The 15,876-nt window shown below is 61.3% G+C and carries 9 protein-coding genes, 3 rRNA genes and 1 pseudogene; 11 read left to right on the top strand and 2 right to left on the bottom strand.

What is annotated here, in order from left to right:
- Positions 1–484: 484 nt before the first annotated feature.
- The gene (locus ACQCSV_RS19120; RefSeq protein ID WP_426938970.1) at positions 485–2,098 is read left to right on the top strand and encodes a putative transposase; all 1,614 of its coding nucleotides are present in this window, start codon (positions 485–487) and stop codon (positions 2,096–2,098) included.
- Positions 1,983–2,726, top strand: a complete 744-nt coding sequence (locus ACQCSV_RS19115; RefSeq protein WP_426938969.1) for a putative transposase — start codon at positions 1,983–1,985, stop codon at positions 2,724–2,726. Before ACQCSV_RS19120 ends, ACQCSV_RS19115 begins: the two co-directional genes overlap by 116 nt.
- Before the next feature lie 87 nt (positions 2,727–2,813).
- Here the strand turns inward: ACQCSV_RS19115 and ACQCSV_RS19110 are convergent, their stop codons facing one another.
- Positions 2,814–2,945 carry a hypothetical protein gene (locus tag ACQCSV_RS19110; RefSeq protein ID WP_354224854.1) on the bottom strand — a complete coding sequence of 44 codons (132 nt, stop codon included), beginning with the start codon at positions 2,943–2,945 and terminating at the stop codon, positions 2,814–2,816.
- A gap of 14 nt (positions 2,946–2,959) precedes the next feature.
- Between ACQCSV_RS19110 and ACQCSV_RS19105 the strand changes: the two genes are divergently transcribed.
- The 3 genes and pseudogenes from ACQCSV_RS19105 (at position 2,960) to ACQCSV_RS19095 (ending at position 4,493) form a co-directional block, all read left to right on the top strand.
- Positions 2,960–3,172, top strand: a complete 213-nt coding sequence (locus ACQCSV_RS19105) for a hypothetical protein (RefSeq protein WP_354224852.1) — start codon at positions 2,960–2,962, stop codon at positions 3,170–3,172.
- 245 nt (positions 3,173–3,417) lie between these two features.
- Positions 3,418–3,779 (top strand): annotated as a pseudogene (locus ACQCSV_RS19100) (ISL3 family transposase); the annotation flags it as partial.
- A 279-nt stretch (positions 3,780–4,058) separates the two neighbouring features.
- Positions 4,059–4,493 (top strand): class I SAM-dependent methyltransferase, encoded by a 435-nt coding sequence (locus ACQCSV_RS19095; RefSeq protein ID WP_354156525.1) that lies wholly within the window; start codon positions 4,059–4,061, stop codon positions 4,491–4,493.
- A 288-nt stretch (positions 4,494–4,781) separates the two neighbouring features.
- Here ACQCSV_RS19095 and ACQCSV_RS19090 read toward each other — a convergent pair whose 3' ends face one another.
- The gene (locus tag ACQCSV_RS19090; protein WP_426938968.1) at positions 4,782–5,138 is read right to left on the bottom strand and encodes a hypothetical protein; all 357 of its coding nucleotides are present in this window, start codon (positions 5,136–5,138) and stop codon (positions 4,782–4,784) included.
- 63 nt (positions 5,139–5,201) lie between these two features.
- On the opposite strand from ACQCSV_RS19090, the gene ACQCSV_RS19085 reads away from it, so the two are divergent.
- The 6 genes from ACQCSV_RS19085 (at position 5,202) to ACQCSV_RS19060 (ending at position 15,861) form a co-directional block, all read left to right on the top strand.
- Positions 5,202–6,724 (top strand): 16S ribosomal RNA (locus ACQCSV_RS19085).
- Positions 6,725–7,272: 548 nt separating this feature from the next.
- Positions 7,273–10,420, top strand: a 23S ribosomal RNA gene (locus ACQCSV_RS19080).
- Positions 10,421–10,657: 237 nt separating this feature from the next.
- Positions 10,658–10,774, top strand: a 5S ribosomal RNA gene (gene rrf, locus ACQCSV_RS19075).
- Together the 16S, 23S and 5S rRNA genes form the textbook arrangement of a ribosomal RNA operon.
- A gap of 492 nt (positions 10,775–11,266) precedes the next feature.
- Positions 11,267–11,554 (top strand): HU family DNA-binding protein, encoded by a 288-nt coding sequence (locus tag ACQCSV_RS19070; protein ID WP_056341443.1) that lies wholly within the window; start codon positions 11,267–11,269, stop codon positions 11,552–11,554.
- A 102-nt stretch (positions 11,555–11,656) separates the two neighbouring features.
- On the top strand, positions 11,657–13,810 hold the full coding sequence (locus ACQCSV_RS19065) for a cytochrome c oxidase assembly protein (RefSeq protein WP_354223753.1): 2,154 nt from the start codon (positions 11,657–11,659) through the stop codon (positions 13,808–13,810).
- Entirely contained in the window at positions 13,810–15,861 is a 2,052-nt protein-coding gene (locus tag ACQCSV_RS19060; RefSeq protein ID WP_426938967.1) for an NHL domain-containing thioredoxin family protein, read from the top strand. Before ACQCSV_RS19065 ends, ACQCSV_RS19060 begins: the two co-directional genes overlap by 1 nt.
- The last annotated feature ends 15 nt before the right edge of the window (positions 15,862–15,876 follow it).

Raw genomic sequence — 15,876 nt, 5'->3', positions numbered from 1 at the left:
AACCACCCAACCCCCAAAAACCACCCGCCCAAGACCACAAACACCCGCCAGCCGGCACACAGAACCCCGCCCGGCAATGAAATCCGACACCCCACCCACGCCACGCAGCAAGCCCCGGTCGGCACCCCACCCAACCCGCCGGCATCCAACAGTGTCGTAATCGTACGAGCCGACAACCCTCGGCAAGGCGCTCGTAGAAGGCCCGCTCCTCCGACAGCTCCCAACTCAGCTCGAGATGGCTGAGCTGGCCTCCGACGTAAGGCAGAGGTCGAGCGACTCCGATCGACGAGTAGGCCATCGAGGTGTCGTCGGTCGAGGTCACCAGCCCTGGCGCCAGGACTCTGGACATGGGGTGATGGTGTTCGACTGACTTCCGCAGGATTCCGGTGTTTTTGTTATGGGTACGGCTGTTAATCCTCCTTCTCTTGCGATAGAATCTAAGTAATAGATTGTTCGGTTTTGGAGGGGTGGCATGATGAGCGTGATGACTGCCCAACTGCCTTTTCCTCAAGCAATGTATGCCGGAGCGGTGCCGATAGGGCTCGCGGCGTCACTGCTGGAGGATGCCACGGGTGGGCGCGTGTTCGTTCATGGGGAACTCTCCTACGCCTGGGACGAGAAGGACATCGCGACCCGCCGGTTCGCGGCGGCGAAACTGGCGGACATCAAAGCCGCTTCGGTCGCCGGGATCGCTGCCGCGTTCGGTGTTGATGCGATCACCTTGTGGCGGTGGCGTCAGGTCCTGGCCGCGGAAGGGGTGTTGGGTCTGGCCCCGGAGAAGCCTGGTCCGAAGGGGCCCAGCCGGCTGACGGAACCGAAGATGTCCGAAATCCGTGCCTTGCGGGCGACCGGACTGTCGCTGCGGGCGATTGGAGCAAAGGTGGGCGTCTCCGAATTCAGCGTGCGACGGACACTGGCCATGCCGGTGCCCACCGGTCCGGAACCGGTGAAGCTTGATCCGCTCGCCACATCTGAAGCAGCAGCACCGGCAGCCGGGTTGCCGGTGCTGCCGGCACCGGTGGACCGGTCCGGAGAGCGGGCCTGGGCCCGGGCCGGGTTGGTGGAGTGCGCGGCACCGGTGTTCACCCCCGCGGCCCGTGTGCCGTTGGCCGGGCTGTTGCTGGCCCTGCCCGCCCTGCAGACCACGGGACTTTTGGAGTGCGCGAAGGAGACCTTCGGGGCGCTGCCGAACGGGTTTTACGGGTTGGAGACCATCCTGACCGGCGCCGTGTTCCAGGCCCTGGCCGGGGAACCACGCGCCGAAGGGATCACCCGGATCGACCCGGCAGCCCTGGGCCGGGTCCTCGGCCTGGACCGCGCCCCGGAAGTGAAAACCCTCCGCCGCAAAACCGCCGCGCTGGCCAGCAGAGGCAAGGCCGGGGAGCTGCTCACCGCGATGGCTGCCAGGCACCTCAACGGCAGCAACGAAGGAGGTGGGGATCTGGCCGCGGTGCTCTACGTTGACGGACATGTCCGCGCCTACCAGGGCACCAGGAAGATCGGGAAGGTCCATTCGACCCGGTTGAAGTTCCCCGTCCCGGCGACCGAGGAGACCTGGGTCGCCGACGCTGCCGGCGCGCCGGTCCTGGTGGTCATGGCCGAGCCCGGGGCCGCGCTGACCGGGGAACTGCGCCGGCTCCTGCCAACCCTGCGCACCATCATCGGCGATGACCGCCGGGTCCTGGTCGGTTTCGACCGGGGAGGCTGGTCCCCGGCCCTGTTCAAGCACATGGCAGAGAACAAATTTGATGTGCTGACCTGGCGCAAGGGCACCACCGAAGACGTTCCGGCATCCCTGTTCACCGAGGTCGCCCACACCGACGGGCACGGACAAACCCGTGCCTGGGAGCGCGGCCGACACTGCCGTGGAGGTGCCGGTAGGCACTACCGGGGAAGTGTTTCCGATGCGCCAGCTGTCCCGCCAGGTCAACACCCCCGGCGGCAGGGTGCGGCAGATCCACATCCTCACCACCAACACCGAGATGACCGCCGGGGAAATCATCTACCGGATGGGCGCCAGGTGGCGGCAGGAAAACTACTTCCGCTACGCCCGGATCCGCTTCGCCCTCGATTCCCACGACGCCTACACATCCACTGACGATGATCCGGAACGCTCGGTGCCGAACCCGGCAAAACGCAAGGCCTACCAGCAGGTCCTCGCCGCCAGGACCCGGTACGAGAAGACCCTGGCCGACACCGACGCGGCGATGCTCGCGGCCCGGACACCGCCGCCAGGAACACACACTGTCCTGATCACCAACACCATGCACAACAAAATCACCGCGGACCTGCTCAGCGCCGAAACCGCCCTCGAGGCCGCGCAGGCAGCCCACAAGGGGATCCCTGCCCGGGTTCCGCTCGGCGAGATCGCCCCGGGCCAGCGGGTCCTGGAGAGCGAGACGAAACTGCTCAGCCATGCGATCCGGATGGCCGCGTTCAACACCGCATCAACGCTGGCGAGGGAGGTCCGGACCAACACCGGCTACGCCCGCGGCGAGGACGAAGCCCACACCCTGATCCGTCAGGTCCTCACCGGCAGCGGAGACATCGACCCCCGCATCGACGGCTACCTCACAATCCGCCTCGACCCGCTCCCCACCCAACGGGCAACCACCGCGATCAGCGAACTCTGCACCCACCTCAACACCACCGAAACCCGCTACCCCGGCACCGACCGAATTCTGCGATTCGAGATCAAAAACAAAGAAACGTCAGCCAACAATTAAAACGCTATGTCCAGAGTCCTGGGCGCTGCTGCACACTTTCATAATGGGCGCGCGACGCACGGACGACTCTGACTGGGGTTGCCCTCGTCAGCTGGCCGGGTCGTACTGGAACTGCCGGAGCTCTTGCGGGCAGCGGCAGGCGACGGCGATCTTCGCGGCCCATTGGAGTGCCGCTGCCCGCGAGGGCAGCTCGAGTACTGTGTACCGGCCGTTGGGCACCTTGTGGCCTGGGTATGCGACCGTATGGTGACGGTGCCGTAGCCGGCCACGAGCACCGGGTCTACGCCCTCATCGATCCCGCCGCCGAAGACGTACACGCCCGCCGCTTTGGCCTCGTCGATGACGGCATGCGAGGCTTCGACTACCGCCTCCAAGTCGTCCTCGGGCATACCATGGCCTCACCGGGGAACGAGATCAGGTTCTTCGTCATTCGTGGACTCCTCTGAGCCGGCGGCACCATCCGCCGGCTCTTCTCTGCGGCACCGCTTTGGTGCCCAGACCGATTATGGCTCCGGCGCCCGGCATGTGGTCAAGGTGGAGCGTCGCGGCCGGCCCAAAGAACCTGCTCAAGCGGTGCCGTCTGAGATCGCATTTTAAAGTACGTGCCCGCGAGGGAGCTTCAGTCATGGATCACTTCGACAGGATCGTGACCGGCGCGAGGCTCCAATTGATGGAGGTTCCTACGCCTTCTATCCAGGAAACCTCGACGTACTCGACGCTACCCCCTGATCTGAACACGTTCTGTCCGCTCGACGAGTTGCGTCTGAAGGTCACCGGGCAGCGGCTCGAGCCCGATCGCGCGGTGCTGGCGGTCGGTTCGTCGAGCCCCCGCGATTCGATCGACCGGCGGTGCCGACGTTGCTGGCTTGAGAGCATTGCACGGACAAGGTGACCCGGGAGTTGGCGCACAAGCCGTTGGTCGCTTGTCCCAAGGTCCTCAATGACACGATGCGCCGGCACCGGTGTATCGACTTCGGGTACGTGTGGCGCCACACCAGGCGTGGTGGCAAGTACGTCACCGCGGTGATCGACCTCACCCCGATCCGTGAGGGGGTCCAGCAGGTCATCCATGGCTACCGCGGCCGCACCTGCCTGTAGAGGCACCTCACGCGAAGAGGCAAACTCTTGCCGGAAGCATCGATTCCTGCTGCCCACCGTAAGGTGGCTGCATGACGGACGCAGAGGTTGAGACCGCGTACTTAAAGAGAGCTGCCGATTACACAGCCAGATGTGGGTCGGTGGAGTCCTCTCATCCAGCTGATCTGAAGCTCGTAGCTGACTGGGTCGCACCTCTGGTGGGGCCCGTGCTGGATGTAGGATGCGGGCCCGGCCATTTGGACCAAGTTCCTCGCGGACCAAGGGGCGGCGGTCGAAGGAATCGATTTGGTGTCGGCGTTCATCAAGCAAGCAGAGGCATCCTTCCCCGGCATCCCGTTCCGCGTCGCCTCCCTCACGAGTCTCGGGGTTCCCGAAGGATATGCATCCGGCATCCTGGCTTGGTACTCGCTAATCCACTTTGCACCCGACCAGGTTCCCTCCATTCTCCGGGAGCTGGCACGGCGCCTGACTCCTTGCGGGCTTCTCCTGCTAGGTCTGTTTGAAGGCTACGAAATCGCGAGATTTCCAGACGTTGTATCGCCTGCATACTCCTGGCCCGTGGCGGCACTGACCATGATGCTCTGTGCCGCCGGCTTCGAAACCATCTTGCATCAGAAGCAAACTGATCCCGGGTATCGGCCGCATACCGCTATCAGCGCTCATGCCTGAGCCGTTCTTAGGAGACCTGGCCAACGGGGATGCGCACAGGCGCATGATAGGGCGAACCTACAACAAGGCAGACGTTCCGAGCTGGCACCGGAGACACCACAGCCTTTGCGGTCCCGGCTGCTGGCCATTCCCCGCTTGATGTGATCCAGTGAACACAAGCCCGTTTTGGCCGAATACTGTACCGGACCCCGGTGAGCCCTCCGGATTCCCCGCCACGACGCGGATTCTGGAGGCATAGGGGCCGGTGGGGGTGGATTTGCGGTGGGGGTTGGGTGGGTGTATTGTTTTCTAAGTCGCCGCGAGGGGAACAGCGAAGAGCTGGTTACCGCGGGCGGCCAAACCCCCTAATTCAAGACCAAATGTTGGTTGTTCTTTTGGGCGCCTTTGTTTGGTGGGGATGTGTTTTCTGCTGGTGTGGGTCCTGGAATATGGATTTGCATCGGGGCGGGAAACCGGGTAAGTTTGAAAAGTTGCTCCGGAGCGATCCACGGCCGTTTGTTTGGTTGTGGTGGTGCCGGGTGTGTCTGTTGTTTGAGAACTCAATAGTGTGCCAAGTTTGTTGATACCAATTGTTTTATTGATTGGTTGTTTTGGCCAGGCCTGTCCACCCCGTGGATTGGGTTTGGTTTTTACAGCTGGTTTCAAATTTTGCAGCTTTCTTCTTCCGTTATTTCCGGGGGTGTTGGTTGTGTTCGTTTTTGTTTTACTTCAACGGAGAGTTTGATCCTGGCTCAGGATGAACGCTGGCGGCGTGCTTAACACATGCAAGTCGAACGATGAACCTCACTTGTGGGGGGATTAGTGGCGAACGGGTGAGTAACACGTGAGTAACCTGCCCTTAACTCTGGGATAAGCCTGGGAAACTGGGTCTAATACCGGATATGACTCCTCATCGCATGGTGGGGGGTGGAAAGCTTTATTGTGGTTTTGGATGGACTCGCGGCCTATCAGCTTGTTGGTGAGGTAATGGCTCACCAAGGCGACGACGGGTAGCCGGCCTGAGAGGGTGACCGGCCACACTGGGACTGAGACACGGCCCAGACTCCTACGGGAGGCAGCAGTGGGGAATATTGCACAATGGGCGAAAGCCTGATGCAGCGACGCCGCGTGAGGGATGACGGCCTTCGGGTTGTAAACCTCTTTCAGTAGGGAAGAAGCGAAAGTGACGGTACCTGCAGAAGAAGCGCCGGCTAACTACGTGCCAGCAGCCGCGGTAATACGTAGGGCGCAAGCGTTATCCGGAATTATTGGGCGTAAAGAGCTCGTAGGCGGTTTGTCGCGTCTGCCGTGAAAGTCCGGGGCTCAACTCCGGATCTGCGGTGGGTACGGGCAGACTAGAGTGATGTAGGGGAGACTGAATTCCTGGTGTAGCGGTGAAATGCGCAGATATCAGGAGGAACACCGATGGCGAAGGCAGGTCTCTGGGCATTAACTGACGCTGAGGAGCGAAAGCATGGGGAGCGAACAGGATTAGATACCCTGGTAGTCCATGCCGTAAACGTTGGGCACTAGGTGTGGGGGACATTCCACGTTTTCCGCGCCGTAGCTAACGCATTAAGTGCCCCGCCTGGGGAGTACGGCCGCAAGGCTAAAACTCAAAGGAATTGACGGGGGCCCGCACAAGCGGCGGAGCATGCGGATTAATTCGATGCAACGCGAAGAACCTTACCAAGGCTTGACATGAACCGGTAATACCTGGAAACAGGTGCCCCGCTTGCGGTCGGTTTACAGGTGGTGCATGGTTGTCGTCAGCTCGTGTCGTGAGATGTTGGGTTAAGTCCCGCAACGAGCGCAACCCTCGTTCTATGTTGCCAGCGCGTTATGGCGGGGACTCATAGGAGACTGCCGGGGTCAACTCGGAGGAAGGTGGGGACGACGTCAAATCATCATGCCCCTTATGTCTTGGGCTTCACGCATGCTACAATGGCCGGTACAAAGGGTTGCGATACTGTGAGGTGGAGCTAATCCCAAAAAGCCGGTCTCAGTTCGGATTGGGGTCTGCAACTCGACCCCATGAAGTCGGAGTCGCTAGTAATCGCAGATCAGCAACGCTGCGGTGAATACGTTCCCGGGCCTTGTACACACCGCCCGTCAAGTCACGAAAGTTGGTAACACCCGAAGCCGGTGGCCTAACCCCTTGTGGGAGGGAGCTGTCGAAGGTGGGACTGGCGATTGGGACTAAGTCGTAACAAGGTAGCCGTACCGGAAGGTGCGGCTGGATCACCTCCTTTCTAAGGAGCACCTACAGCCACCGCGCCGGATGTACTGTCCGTGTGGTGGGGTTGTCAGGAGTATATGCCCGTTGCGCAGACGATTGTTCTGCGGCGGGTGCTCAAGGGTGGAATATCAACGGATAGCGGCTGCTTGTTTCTTTCCTTGCCTAGTACGGATGTCCTCTTGAGGGTGTCCTGGAACGGTGTGGGTTGGGGGTGGGTGGTTTAGTGTTTGGCACACTGTTGGGTCCTGAGGCAACAGGGCCGGTGGGATGTGCTGCGGCCTTTTGGGTTGTGGTGTGTTTTGTCGGGTTTGTTTGTTTCTGGTTTCCTGGCTGCATCGATCGCACGGTTGACCTTTTGGGGTTGTGTGTGGGGTGTGTGGTTTGGGGTTGTTGTTTGAGAACTACATAGTGGACGCGAGCATCTTTTATAAGAAGCAATTTCCAAGAATATATGAACCTGGATCTGTCCGGGCGTCTGTTGCTGTGGCCTTTTGGGGTTGTGGTGGTGGTGTCCGGGTGGTTTTCGTGGTTCTCTCGAAAATTAGCGTTTTGATCTTTTGTGGTCAAGTTTTTAAGAGCACACGGTGGATGCCTTGGCATTAGGAGCCGAAGAAGGACGTAGGAATCTGCGATAAGCCTGGGGGAGTCGATAACCGGACTTTGATCCCAGGGTCTCCGAATGGGGAAACCCCGCCAGGGGAGCGATCTGCCTGGTGACCCGCATCTGAACACATAGGGTGTGTGGAGGGAACGCGGGGAAGTGAAACATCTCAGTACCCGCAGGAAGAGAAAACAATAGTGATTCCGTTAGTAGTGGCGAGCGAACGCGGATCAGGCTAAACCGTTCCATGTGTGATAGCCGGCGGGCGTTGCATGGGCGGGGTTGTGGGACTTTCCGTATCAGTTCTGCCGGACTGGTGAGGTGTGATGTGCAGGCATAGGTGAACGGTCTTGAAAGGCCGGCCAGAGAGGGTGTGAGCCCCGTAACCGAAATGTTTTGTGCCGCCTGGAGAGTATCCCAAGTAGCACGGGGCCCGAGAAATCCCGTGTGAATCTGTCAGGACCACCTGATAAGCCTAAATACTCCCTAATGACCGATAGCGGACCAGTACCGTGAGGGAAAGGTGAAAAGTACCCCGGGAGGGGAGTGAAACAGTACCTGAAACCGTGTGCTTACAATCCGTCGGAGCATCTGCAGCTTGTCTGTATGGGTGTGACGGCGTGCCTTTTGAAGAATGAGCCTGCGAGTTAGTGTTACGTCGCGAGGTTAACCCGTGTGGGGAAGCCGTAGCGAAAGCGAGTCTGAATAGGGCGTTGCAGTGGCGTGATCTAGACCCGAAGCGAAGTGATCTACCCATGGCCAGGTTGAAGCGACGGTAAGACGTCGTGGAGGACCGAACCCACTTCAGTTGAAAATGGAGGGGATGAGCTGTGGGTAGGGGTGAAAGGCCAATCAAACTTCGTGATAGCTGGTTCTCCCCGAAATGCATTTAGGTGCAGCGTTGCGTGTTTCTTGCTGGAGGTAGAGCTACTGGATGGCTAATGGGCCCTACAAGGTTACTGACGTCAGCCAAACTCCGAATGCCGGTAAGTGAGAGCGCAGCAGTGAGACTGTGGGGGATAAGCTTCATAGTCGAGAGGGAAACAGCCCAGACCACCAACTAAGGCCCCTAAGCGTGTGCTAAGTGGGAAAGGATGTGGAGTTGCGAAGACAACCAGGAGGTTGGCTTAGAAGCAGCCATCCTTAAAAGAGTGCGTAATAGCTCACTGGTCAAGTGATTCCGCGCCGACAATGTAGCGGGGCTCAAGTACACCGCCGAAGTTGTGGATTTCAGATATTAGCTAAGCCGCCCCTTGTGGGTTGGTTCAGGCGTCTGGAGTGGTAGGGGAGCGTCGTGTGGGCAGTGAAGTCGCGGTGTAAACCAGCGGTGGAGCCTACACGAGTGAGAATGCAGGCATGAGTAGCGAAAGACGGGTGAGAAACCCGTCCGCCGAATGATCAAGGGTTCCAGGGTCAAGCTAATCTGCCCTGGGTAAGTCGGGACCTAAGGCGAGGCCGACAGGCGTAGTCGATGGACAACGGGTTGATATTCCCGTACCGGCGAAAAACCGTCCATGTTGAACAGGGGATACTAACCGCCCGATACCTGCCCGCCCACCCTTTTGGGGTGATGTGGGTTTTGGTGGAGCGCGGGACCTGATCCTGGGAGGCAAGCGTATTAACAGGTGTGACGCAGGAAGGTAGCCAAGCCGGGCGATGGTTGTCCCGGTCTAAGGATGTAGGGCGAACGGTAGGCAAATCCGCTGTTCATGATGCCTGAGATCTGATGGGACCCCCTCACGGGGGGATTTGGTGATCCTATGCTGCCGAGAAAAGCATCGACGCGAGGTTTTAGCCGCCCGTACCCCAAACCGACACAGGTGATCAGGTAGAGAATACTAAGGCGATCGAGAGAATTATGGTTAAGGAACTCGGCAAAATGCCCCCGTAACTTCGGGAGAAGGGGGGCCCCAACCTTGAACACCACATGCTGGTGGGAGGGGATCGGGGCCGCAGAGACCAGGGGGAAGCGACTGTTTACTAAAAACACAGGTCCGTGCGAAGTCGCAAGACGATGTATACGGACTGACTCCTGCCCGGTGCTGGAAGGTTAAGAGGACCGGTTAGCCTCACGGCGAAGCTGAGAATTCAAGCCCCAGTAAACGGCGGTGGTAACTATAACCATCCTAAGGTAGCGAAATTCCTTGTCGGGTAAGTTCCGACCTGCACGAATGGAGTAACGACTTCCCCGCTGTCTCAACCATAAACTCGGCGAAATTGCAGTACGAGTAAAGATGCTCGTTACGCGCAGCAGGACGGAAAGACCCCGAGACCTTTACTATAGTTTGGTATTGGTGTTCGGAGTGGCTTGTGTAGGATAGGTGGGAGACGTTGAAGCCCGGACGCCAGTTCGGGTGGAGTCATCGTTGAAATACCACTCTGGTCACTTTGGACATCTAACTTCGGCCCGTAATCCGGGTCAGGGACAGTGCCTGATGGGTAGTTTAACTGGGGCGGTTGCCTCCTAAAAAGTAACGGAGGCGCCCAAAGGTTCCCTCAGCCTGGTTGGCAATCAGGTGTCGAGTGTAAGTGCACAAGGGAGCTTGACTGTGAGAGAGACATCTCGAGCAGGGACGAAAGTCGGGACTAGTGATCCGGCGGTACATTGTGGAATGGCCGTCGCTCAACGGATAAAAGGTACCTCGGGGATAACAGGCTGATCTTGCCCAAGAGTCCATATCGACGGCATGGTTTGGCACCTCGATGTCGGCTCGTCGCATCCTGGGGCTGGAGTAGGTCCCAAGGGTTGGGCTGTTCGCCCATTAAAGCGGTACGCGAGCTGGGTTTAGAACGTCGTGAGACAGTTCGGTCCCTATCCGCTGCGCGCGCAGGAAATTTGAGAAGGGCTGTCCTTAGTACGAGAGGACCGGGACGGACGAACCTCTGGTGTGTCAGTTGTACTGCCAAGTGCACCGCTGATTAGCTACGTTCGGATGGGATAACCGCTGAAAGCATCTAAGCGGGAAGCTCGCTTCGAGATGAGATTTCCATACACCTTGTGTGTGAGAGGCCCCCAGCCAGACCACTGGGTTGATAGGCCGGATGTGGAAGCGAGGACTAACGACTCGTGAAGCTGACCGGTACTAATAGGCCGATAACTTACACCACACACCAATGCGTGAACGGCATTCAAAAGACGTTCACACCAAGCACTGGTACGAAGATAACAAGACTGCTTGCGTCCACTATGTGGTTCCCAAACAACAAACCCGACACGGGTTCGTTGCAGGGAACAAAAAACACAACATAATAACAACACCACACCTGCAACCAAAAGTTGCAGCAAAGCATGTTGTAACCACTGATTTCCCACACACCCCCTCGGGGTGTGACGGGTAAAAGGGTTACGGCGGTCATAGCGTGGGGGAAACGCCCGGTCCCATTCCGAACCCGGAAGCTAAGACCCACAGCGCCGATGGTACTGCACCCGGGAGGGTGTGGGAGAGTAGGTCACCGCCGGAACATCATTACAGGTCGAGAACCCCCCAACCACCAGGTTGGGGGGTTCTCCCACGTTAACCACCCAACCCCCAAAAACCACCCGCCCAAGACCACAAACACCCGCCAGCCGGCACACAGAACCCCGCCCGGCAATGAAATCCGACACCCCACCCACCACACGCAGCAAGCCCCGGTCGGCACCCCACCCAACCCGCCGGCATCGTACACTGCACAACCCACCACGCGAACTGGCAGAGCGTCCGACTGAACGCTGCAGGAACTGATAGTGGGTCCCCCGGAACACTGCAGGAACTGCAGGACCGTCCGCTGTGGGCGCAATTCCCCCGCAGTTCCACCACAATTCCGCGGAAAACCGGTGATTTCAGTCAAAAAGTCGCGGAAACACGCGGAATTTGCGGTCCTCGCGGGCCCAAGCTGGTAAGTTTTCGAAGAGTGGCTTGCACGCATGCCGCGTTCAGGCTCCAGAAATCGTGACCGTCCAGGAGGACATCAATGGCTAAGAACCGTAGTGAACTTGTTTCAGAGGTAGCAGGCAAGGCCGGCACCAGCCAGGCAGCCGTCAACTCCGTCCTCGATGCACTGTTCGAGGTATTCGAGACTTCCGTCGCCGCTGGCGAGAAGATCACCATCCCGGGCTGGCTCGCAGTTGAGCGCACCGACCGTGCAGCACGCACCGGCCGCAACCCGCAGACCGGCGAGACCATCCAGATCGCAGCAGGCCACAGCGTCAAGCTGACCGCCGGCTCCAAGCTGAAGGCTGCAGTCGCCAAGAAGAAGTAGTCTTCTTCAGCAACACCAGCAAAGGAGCGGCAACCTAAGGGTTGCCGCTCCTTTGCTTTAAGCCGATTCGCCGCGCGGGCACCGGTAGCGGACAATGGATACGTGTCTTCTGCAGCAAAATCCCGTCCCGCAGCACCCCAGCCAGGCCCCGTCGGGGGCGTCTCGGCCCGGGGTGGCGGCGTCTTGGGGATTTCCCGGCCGTGGCAGCTCGCGGGCCTCGCTGCCCTCTTCCTGGGGCTGGTGGCGGCACTCCTTTTCTCCGGCGCGGCTGCGGCCCGTGAGGTCTCTGACCCCGGAGCCCTGGTCCGATGGGGGCTTCCCGTCAGCAAGGCCATCCACAACGTGGCACTGGCGACAGTTATCGGCGCACTGATCTTCGCCGTCGGTATCCTGCCAAGGTCTGCCGGGCCCCGGTCCCGAAACCAGCAGCATGGGGACGCTCCGGAACACCCGGCCTTCGCCCGGAGCCTGGCCATTGCCGCCGCGGCGGGTGCTGCCTGGACGCTGTCTGCGGTGGCCGTACTGGTCCTCACCTACTCAGACGTTGCAGGCCAAGCGGTCGGCGGGGACGCCGAATTCACCCGCGCCTTGGTGTATTTCATGACGGACATCGATACCGGCCGGGCATGGCTGACCGTGACCATCATCGCGGCCGTGGTGACTACCGCGTTGTTTGGCGTCAGGTCCCTTGGCGGCCTTGCGCTCACGCTGATCCTGGCGCTGGCGGGACTGGTTCCTGCCGCGCTGATCGGCCACTCCTCCAGCTCGTCGGACCACGAAGGCGCCATCAACTCCCTCGGCCTGCACCTCGTGGGCGTCAGCGCCTGGGTTGGCGGCATTATTGTCCTGGCGCTGCTGTCCGGAATCCTGGCCGGTTCGAGACCCGGGACCGCCGCCGACATCACCGAACCGACGCTGCGGCGTTTCTCCTCCCTGGCCGGCTTCGCGTTCGTGCTTGTCTTTGCCTCCGGCGTTATCAATGCCAGCATCCGCATCACCAACTGGGGTGACCTCCTTGGTTCCCCCTACGGCCAACTGATCCTTGCGAAGTCGGCGGCCGCCGTAGTCCTGGGCGGCATCGGTTTGATGCACCGGCAATGGGTCATCCCGCAGCTGGGCCGCAAAGGCTCGGCAATATCCTCGCGCCGTGTGCTGTGGCAGCTGGTACTTGTGGAACTCCTGATTATGGGTGCCACCTCAGGTGTCGCCGTCGCCCTGAGCCGATCGGCCCCGCCGCAGCCCACCACGTTTGCACCCGATGCCTCGCCGGCCTTCATCATCACCGGCTACGAGTTGCCGCTTGAACTGACGCCGGAACGCTGGCTGACGGAGTGGCGCTTTGACTGGCTCTGGGTTGCCGTGGTGCTCTTCGGGCTGGTTGCCTACTTCCTGGGCGTTGCCAAGGTGTTCCGACGCGGCGACAAGTGGCAGTGGTTCCGCACCGTGAACTGGGTGATCGGGCTCCTGGTGCTGACCTACATCACGTCCGGGCCGCCGTCGGTCTATGGCAGGATCCTGTTCTCCGCGCACATGGTGGACCACATGGCATTGACCATGGTGGCCCCCATCTTCCTGGTGCTCGGAGCCCCGGTGACGCTGGCACTGCGGGCCTTGCCTGCACGCGGCGACGGTACCCGGGGGGCCCGCGAGTGGCTTCTCGTGTTCATCCACTCCAAGTTCTCCCAACTGGTCACGCACCCGCTCTTCGCCGCGGCAAATTTCGCTGGCTCGATCGTGCTGTTCTACTACTCGGACGCGTTCGGCTTTGCCATGCGGGAGCACGTGGGCCACGAGATCATGATCGTGCACTTCTCGCTCACGGGTTACATTTTCATCCTGAGCATGATAGGCACGGACCCGTTGCCCCGCCGCGCAGCATATCCCATGCGCCTGCTGCTGCTGCTGGCGACCATGGGCTTCCACGCGTTCTTCGGCGTCGCGATCATGGGCGGCACCAGCCTGCTGGCGGCCGACTACTTCGGCAACCTTGGCCGTGCCTGGGGGCCGTCCGCTCTCCTGGACCAGCAAATGGGCGGGGCCGTGGCCTGGGGCATCGGCGAAGTGCCCACCCTCCTGGTGGCCATCGGCGTCGCGATCATGTGGTCCCGGTCCGATGCCAGGGAGTCCAAACGGACCGATCGGGCGGCCGACAGGAATAACGACGCCGATCTCACTGCTTACAACGATATGTTTGCCAAATTGGCTGAACGTGATGCCAGATTGGCTGAACGCAACTCAAAGCTGGAAGGCCGCTGATGAGTGAAACCGTACGTACCCAACTCCGGGTCCGCGCCTCCGAACTGGTTGGCCGTAACTGGCTCAACACGGGCGGCAAATCGCTGGACCTCGAAGCCCTGCGCGGCAAGATCGTGCTGCTCGACTTCTGGACTTTCTGCTGCATCAACTGCCTGCACGTCATCGATGAGCTGCGCCCGCTCGAGGAACAGTACTCCGACGTCCTGGTCACCGTTGGCGTGCACTCACCCAAGTTCGAGCACGAAGCAGATCCCGTGGCGCTGGCCGCCGCCGTGGAACGCTACGAGATCCACCACCCCGTCCTGGACGATCCCGAGCTGGAGACCTGGAAGGCGTACACCGCGCGCGCCTGGCCCACGCTGGTGGTCATCGACCCCGAGGGCTACATCGTGGCGCACCTGTCCGGTGAAGGCCACGCTGACGGCCTGGCCGTGCTCATCCCCGAACTGATCGCCGAGCACGAGGCCAAGGGCACGATCCACCGCGGCTCCGGCCCTTACGTGGCGCCGGAAGCCACCTCGGGCACGCTGCGCTTCCCCGGCAAGGCACTGTTCCTGCCGGCGGGACGCGGTTCAGCGGGAACCGGTTCAGGCGCGCAGGGTTCAGCTGGGCAGCGAACGTCCGACGGCGGGACTCCGGCTGCCGCGGACACCGCCACCGGGGGTTCCTGGCTGGTAACCGACACGGGCCACCACCGTCTTGTGGAGCTGGGCAACGACTTCCAGACGGTGCTGCGCACTTACGGCTCCGGGGCCAGGGGCCACGCTGACGGCCCGGCCGCCGCCGTCGACTCGGTCCAAACGACCGCACGGTTCAACGAACCGCAGGGCCTGGTGCTGCTTCCGGAAGAGGTGGCAGCGAAGGCGGGATACGACGTCGTCATTGCAGACTCCGTCAACCACCGGCTCAGGGGACTCTCGCTCACGGGCGGCAACGCCACGACGATTGTTGGCAACGGCGTGCAGCGACTGCTGGAAACCGGCCCCGCGCGGGTGGACGAAGACGCGGCCGGGTTTACGGGCCAGCTCACCGAGCATCCGCTGGAAGTGTCCCTCAGCTCGCCCTGGGACGTTGTCTGGTCCACCAGGCTCAACGCTGTGGTGATCGCCATGGCCGGCACGCACCAGATCTTCAGCTTCGAGCCCGTCACCGGCGCAGTGGCAATTATTGCCGGCAACGGACTGGAGGGCCTGCTGGACGGCCCTGCCCACGAAGCCTGGTTCGCGCAGCCGTCCGGACTGGCCGAGGACGCCGACGGCAACATCTGGGTGGCGGACTCCGAAACGTCAGCCCTCCGCAAACTGATCATTGACGACGGCGGCACGGTCACCGTGGAGACAGCCGTGGGCAAGGGCCTGTTCGACTTCGGCTTCCGCGACGGCCCCGCGTCCGAGGCACGCCTCCAGCATCCCCTCGGCGTCACTGTCCTGCCTGACGGCTCCATTGCCATCGCCGACACGTACAACGGTGCCGTGCGGCGCTACGATCCCGCCGCAGGGACCGTGTCCACACTGGCCCGCGGACTCTCGGAACCCTCCGACGTGATTGTGGACCACACGCACGCCGCAGGCTCCGAACCGCTGCTGGTAGTGGTGGAGGCCAACAGGCATCAGCTGGTCTACGTGCCCATCCCCAAGGAAGCCCAGCAGGTTGACGAGGGCGCCTCGCAGACCCAACGGCCCAAGAGCCCGGTAGCCCCCGGGCTGCTCGAGCTGACCGTGCGTTTCAGCGCGCCCACGGGGCAGAAGCTCGACGACCGCTGGGGAGACCCCACGCAGCTGAAGATCTCCTCCACCCCACCGGAGCTGCTTGTGTCCGGCGGTGGGACCTCGGTGGGTCTGCTCCGGACACTGGAGCTGGCTTCCGGCATTCCGGAAGGCGTCCTGCACATCACCGCCCGTGCCGCCGCCTGCGACGGCCCGGAGGATGCGGACGGTGAGATTCCGGACCACGCCGCCTGCCACTTGTACCAGCAGGACTGGGGCATCCCGGTTCTCCTGACGGACGACGGCGACACCGAGTTGGTCCTGGACCTGCGCGGAATGGACTGATCACCGTCGTCGTGC

The organism is Pseudarthrobacter sp. S3 (assembly GCF_050156905.1).
Taxonomy (GTDB): Bacteria; Actinomycetota; Actinomycetes; order Actinomycetales; family Micrococcaceae; genus Arthrobacter.
This window is presented reverse-complemented; position numbering and strand designations above follow the sequence as displayed.

Excerpts from the sequence above, each read along its gene's own strand:
- ACQCSV_RS19060 (WP_426938967.1), top strand. The coding sequence starts at position 13,810 with ATGAGTGAAACCGTACGTACCCAACTCCGGGTCCGCGCCTCCGAACTG.
- ACQCSV_RS19115 (WP_426938969.1), top strand. The coding sequence starts at position 1,983 with ATGACCGCCGGGGAAATCATCTACCGGATGGGCGCCAGGTGGCGGCAG.
- ACQCSV_RS19070 (WP_056341443.1), top strand. The coding sequence starts at position 11,267 with ATGGCTAAGAACCGTAGTGAACTTGTTTCAGAGGTAGCAGGCAAGGCC.
- ACQCSV_RS19120 (WP_426938970.1), top strand. The coding sequence starts at position 485 with ATGACTGCCCAACTGCCTTTTCCTCAAGCAATGTATGCCGGAGCGGTG.
- ACQCSV_RS19105 (WP_354224852.1), top strand. The coding sequence starts at position 2,960 with ATGCGACCGTATGGTGACGGTGCCGTAGCCGGCCACGAGCACCGGGTC.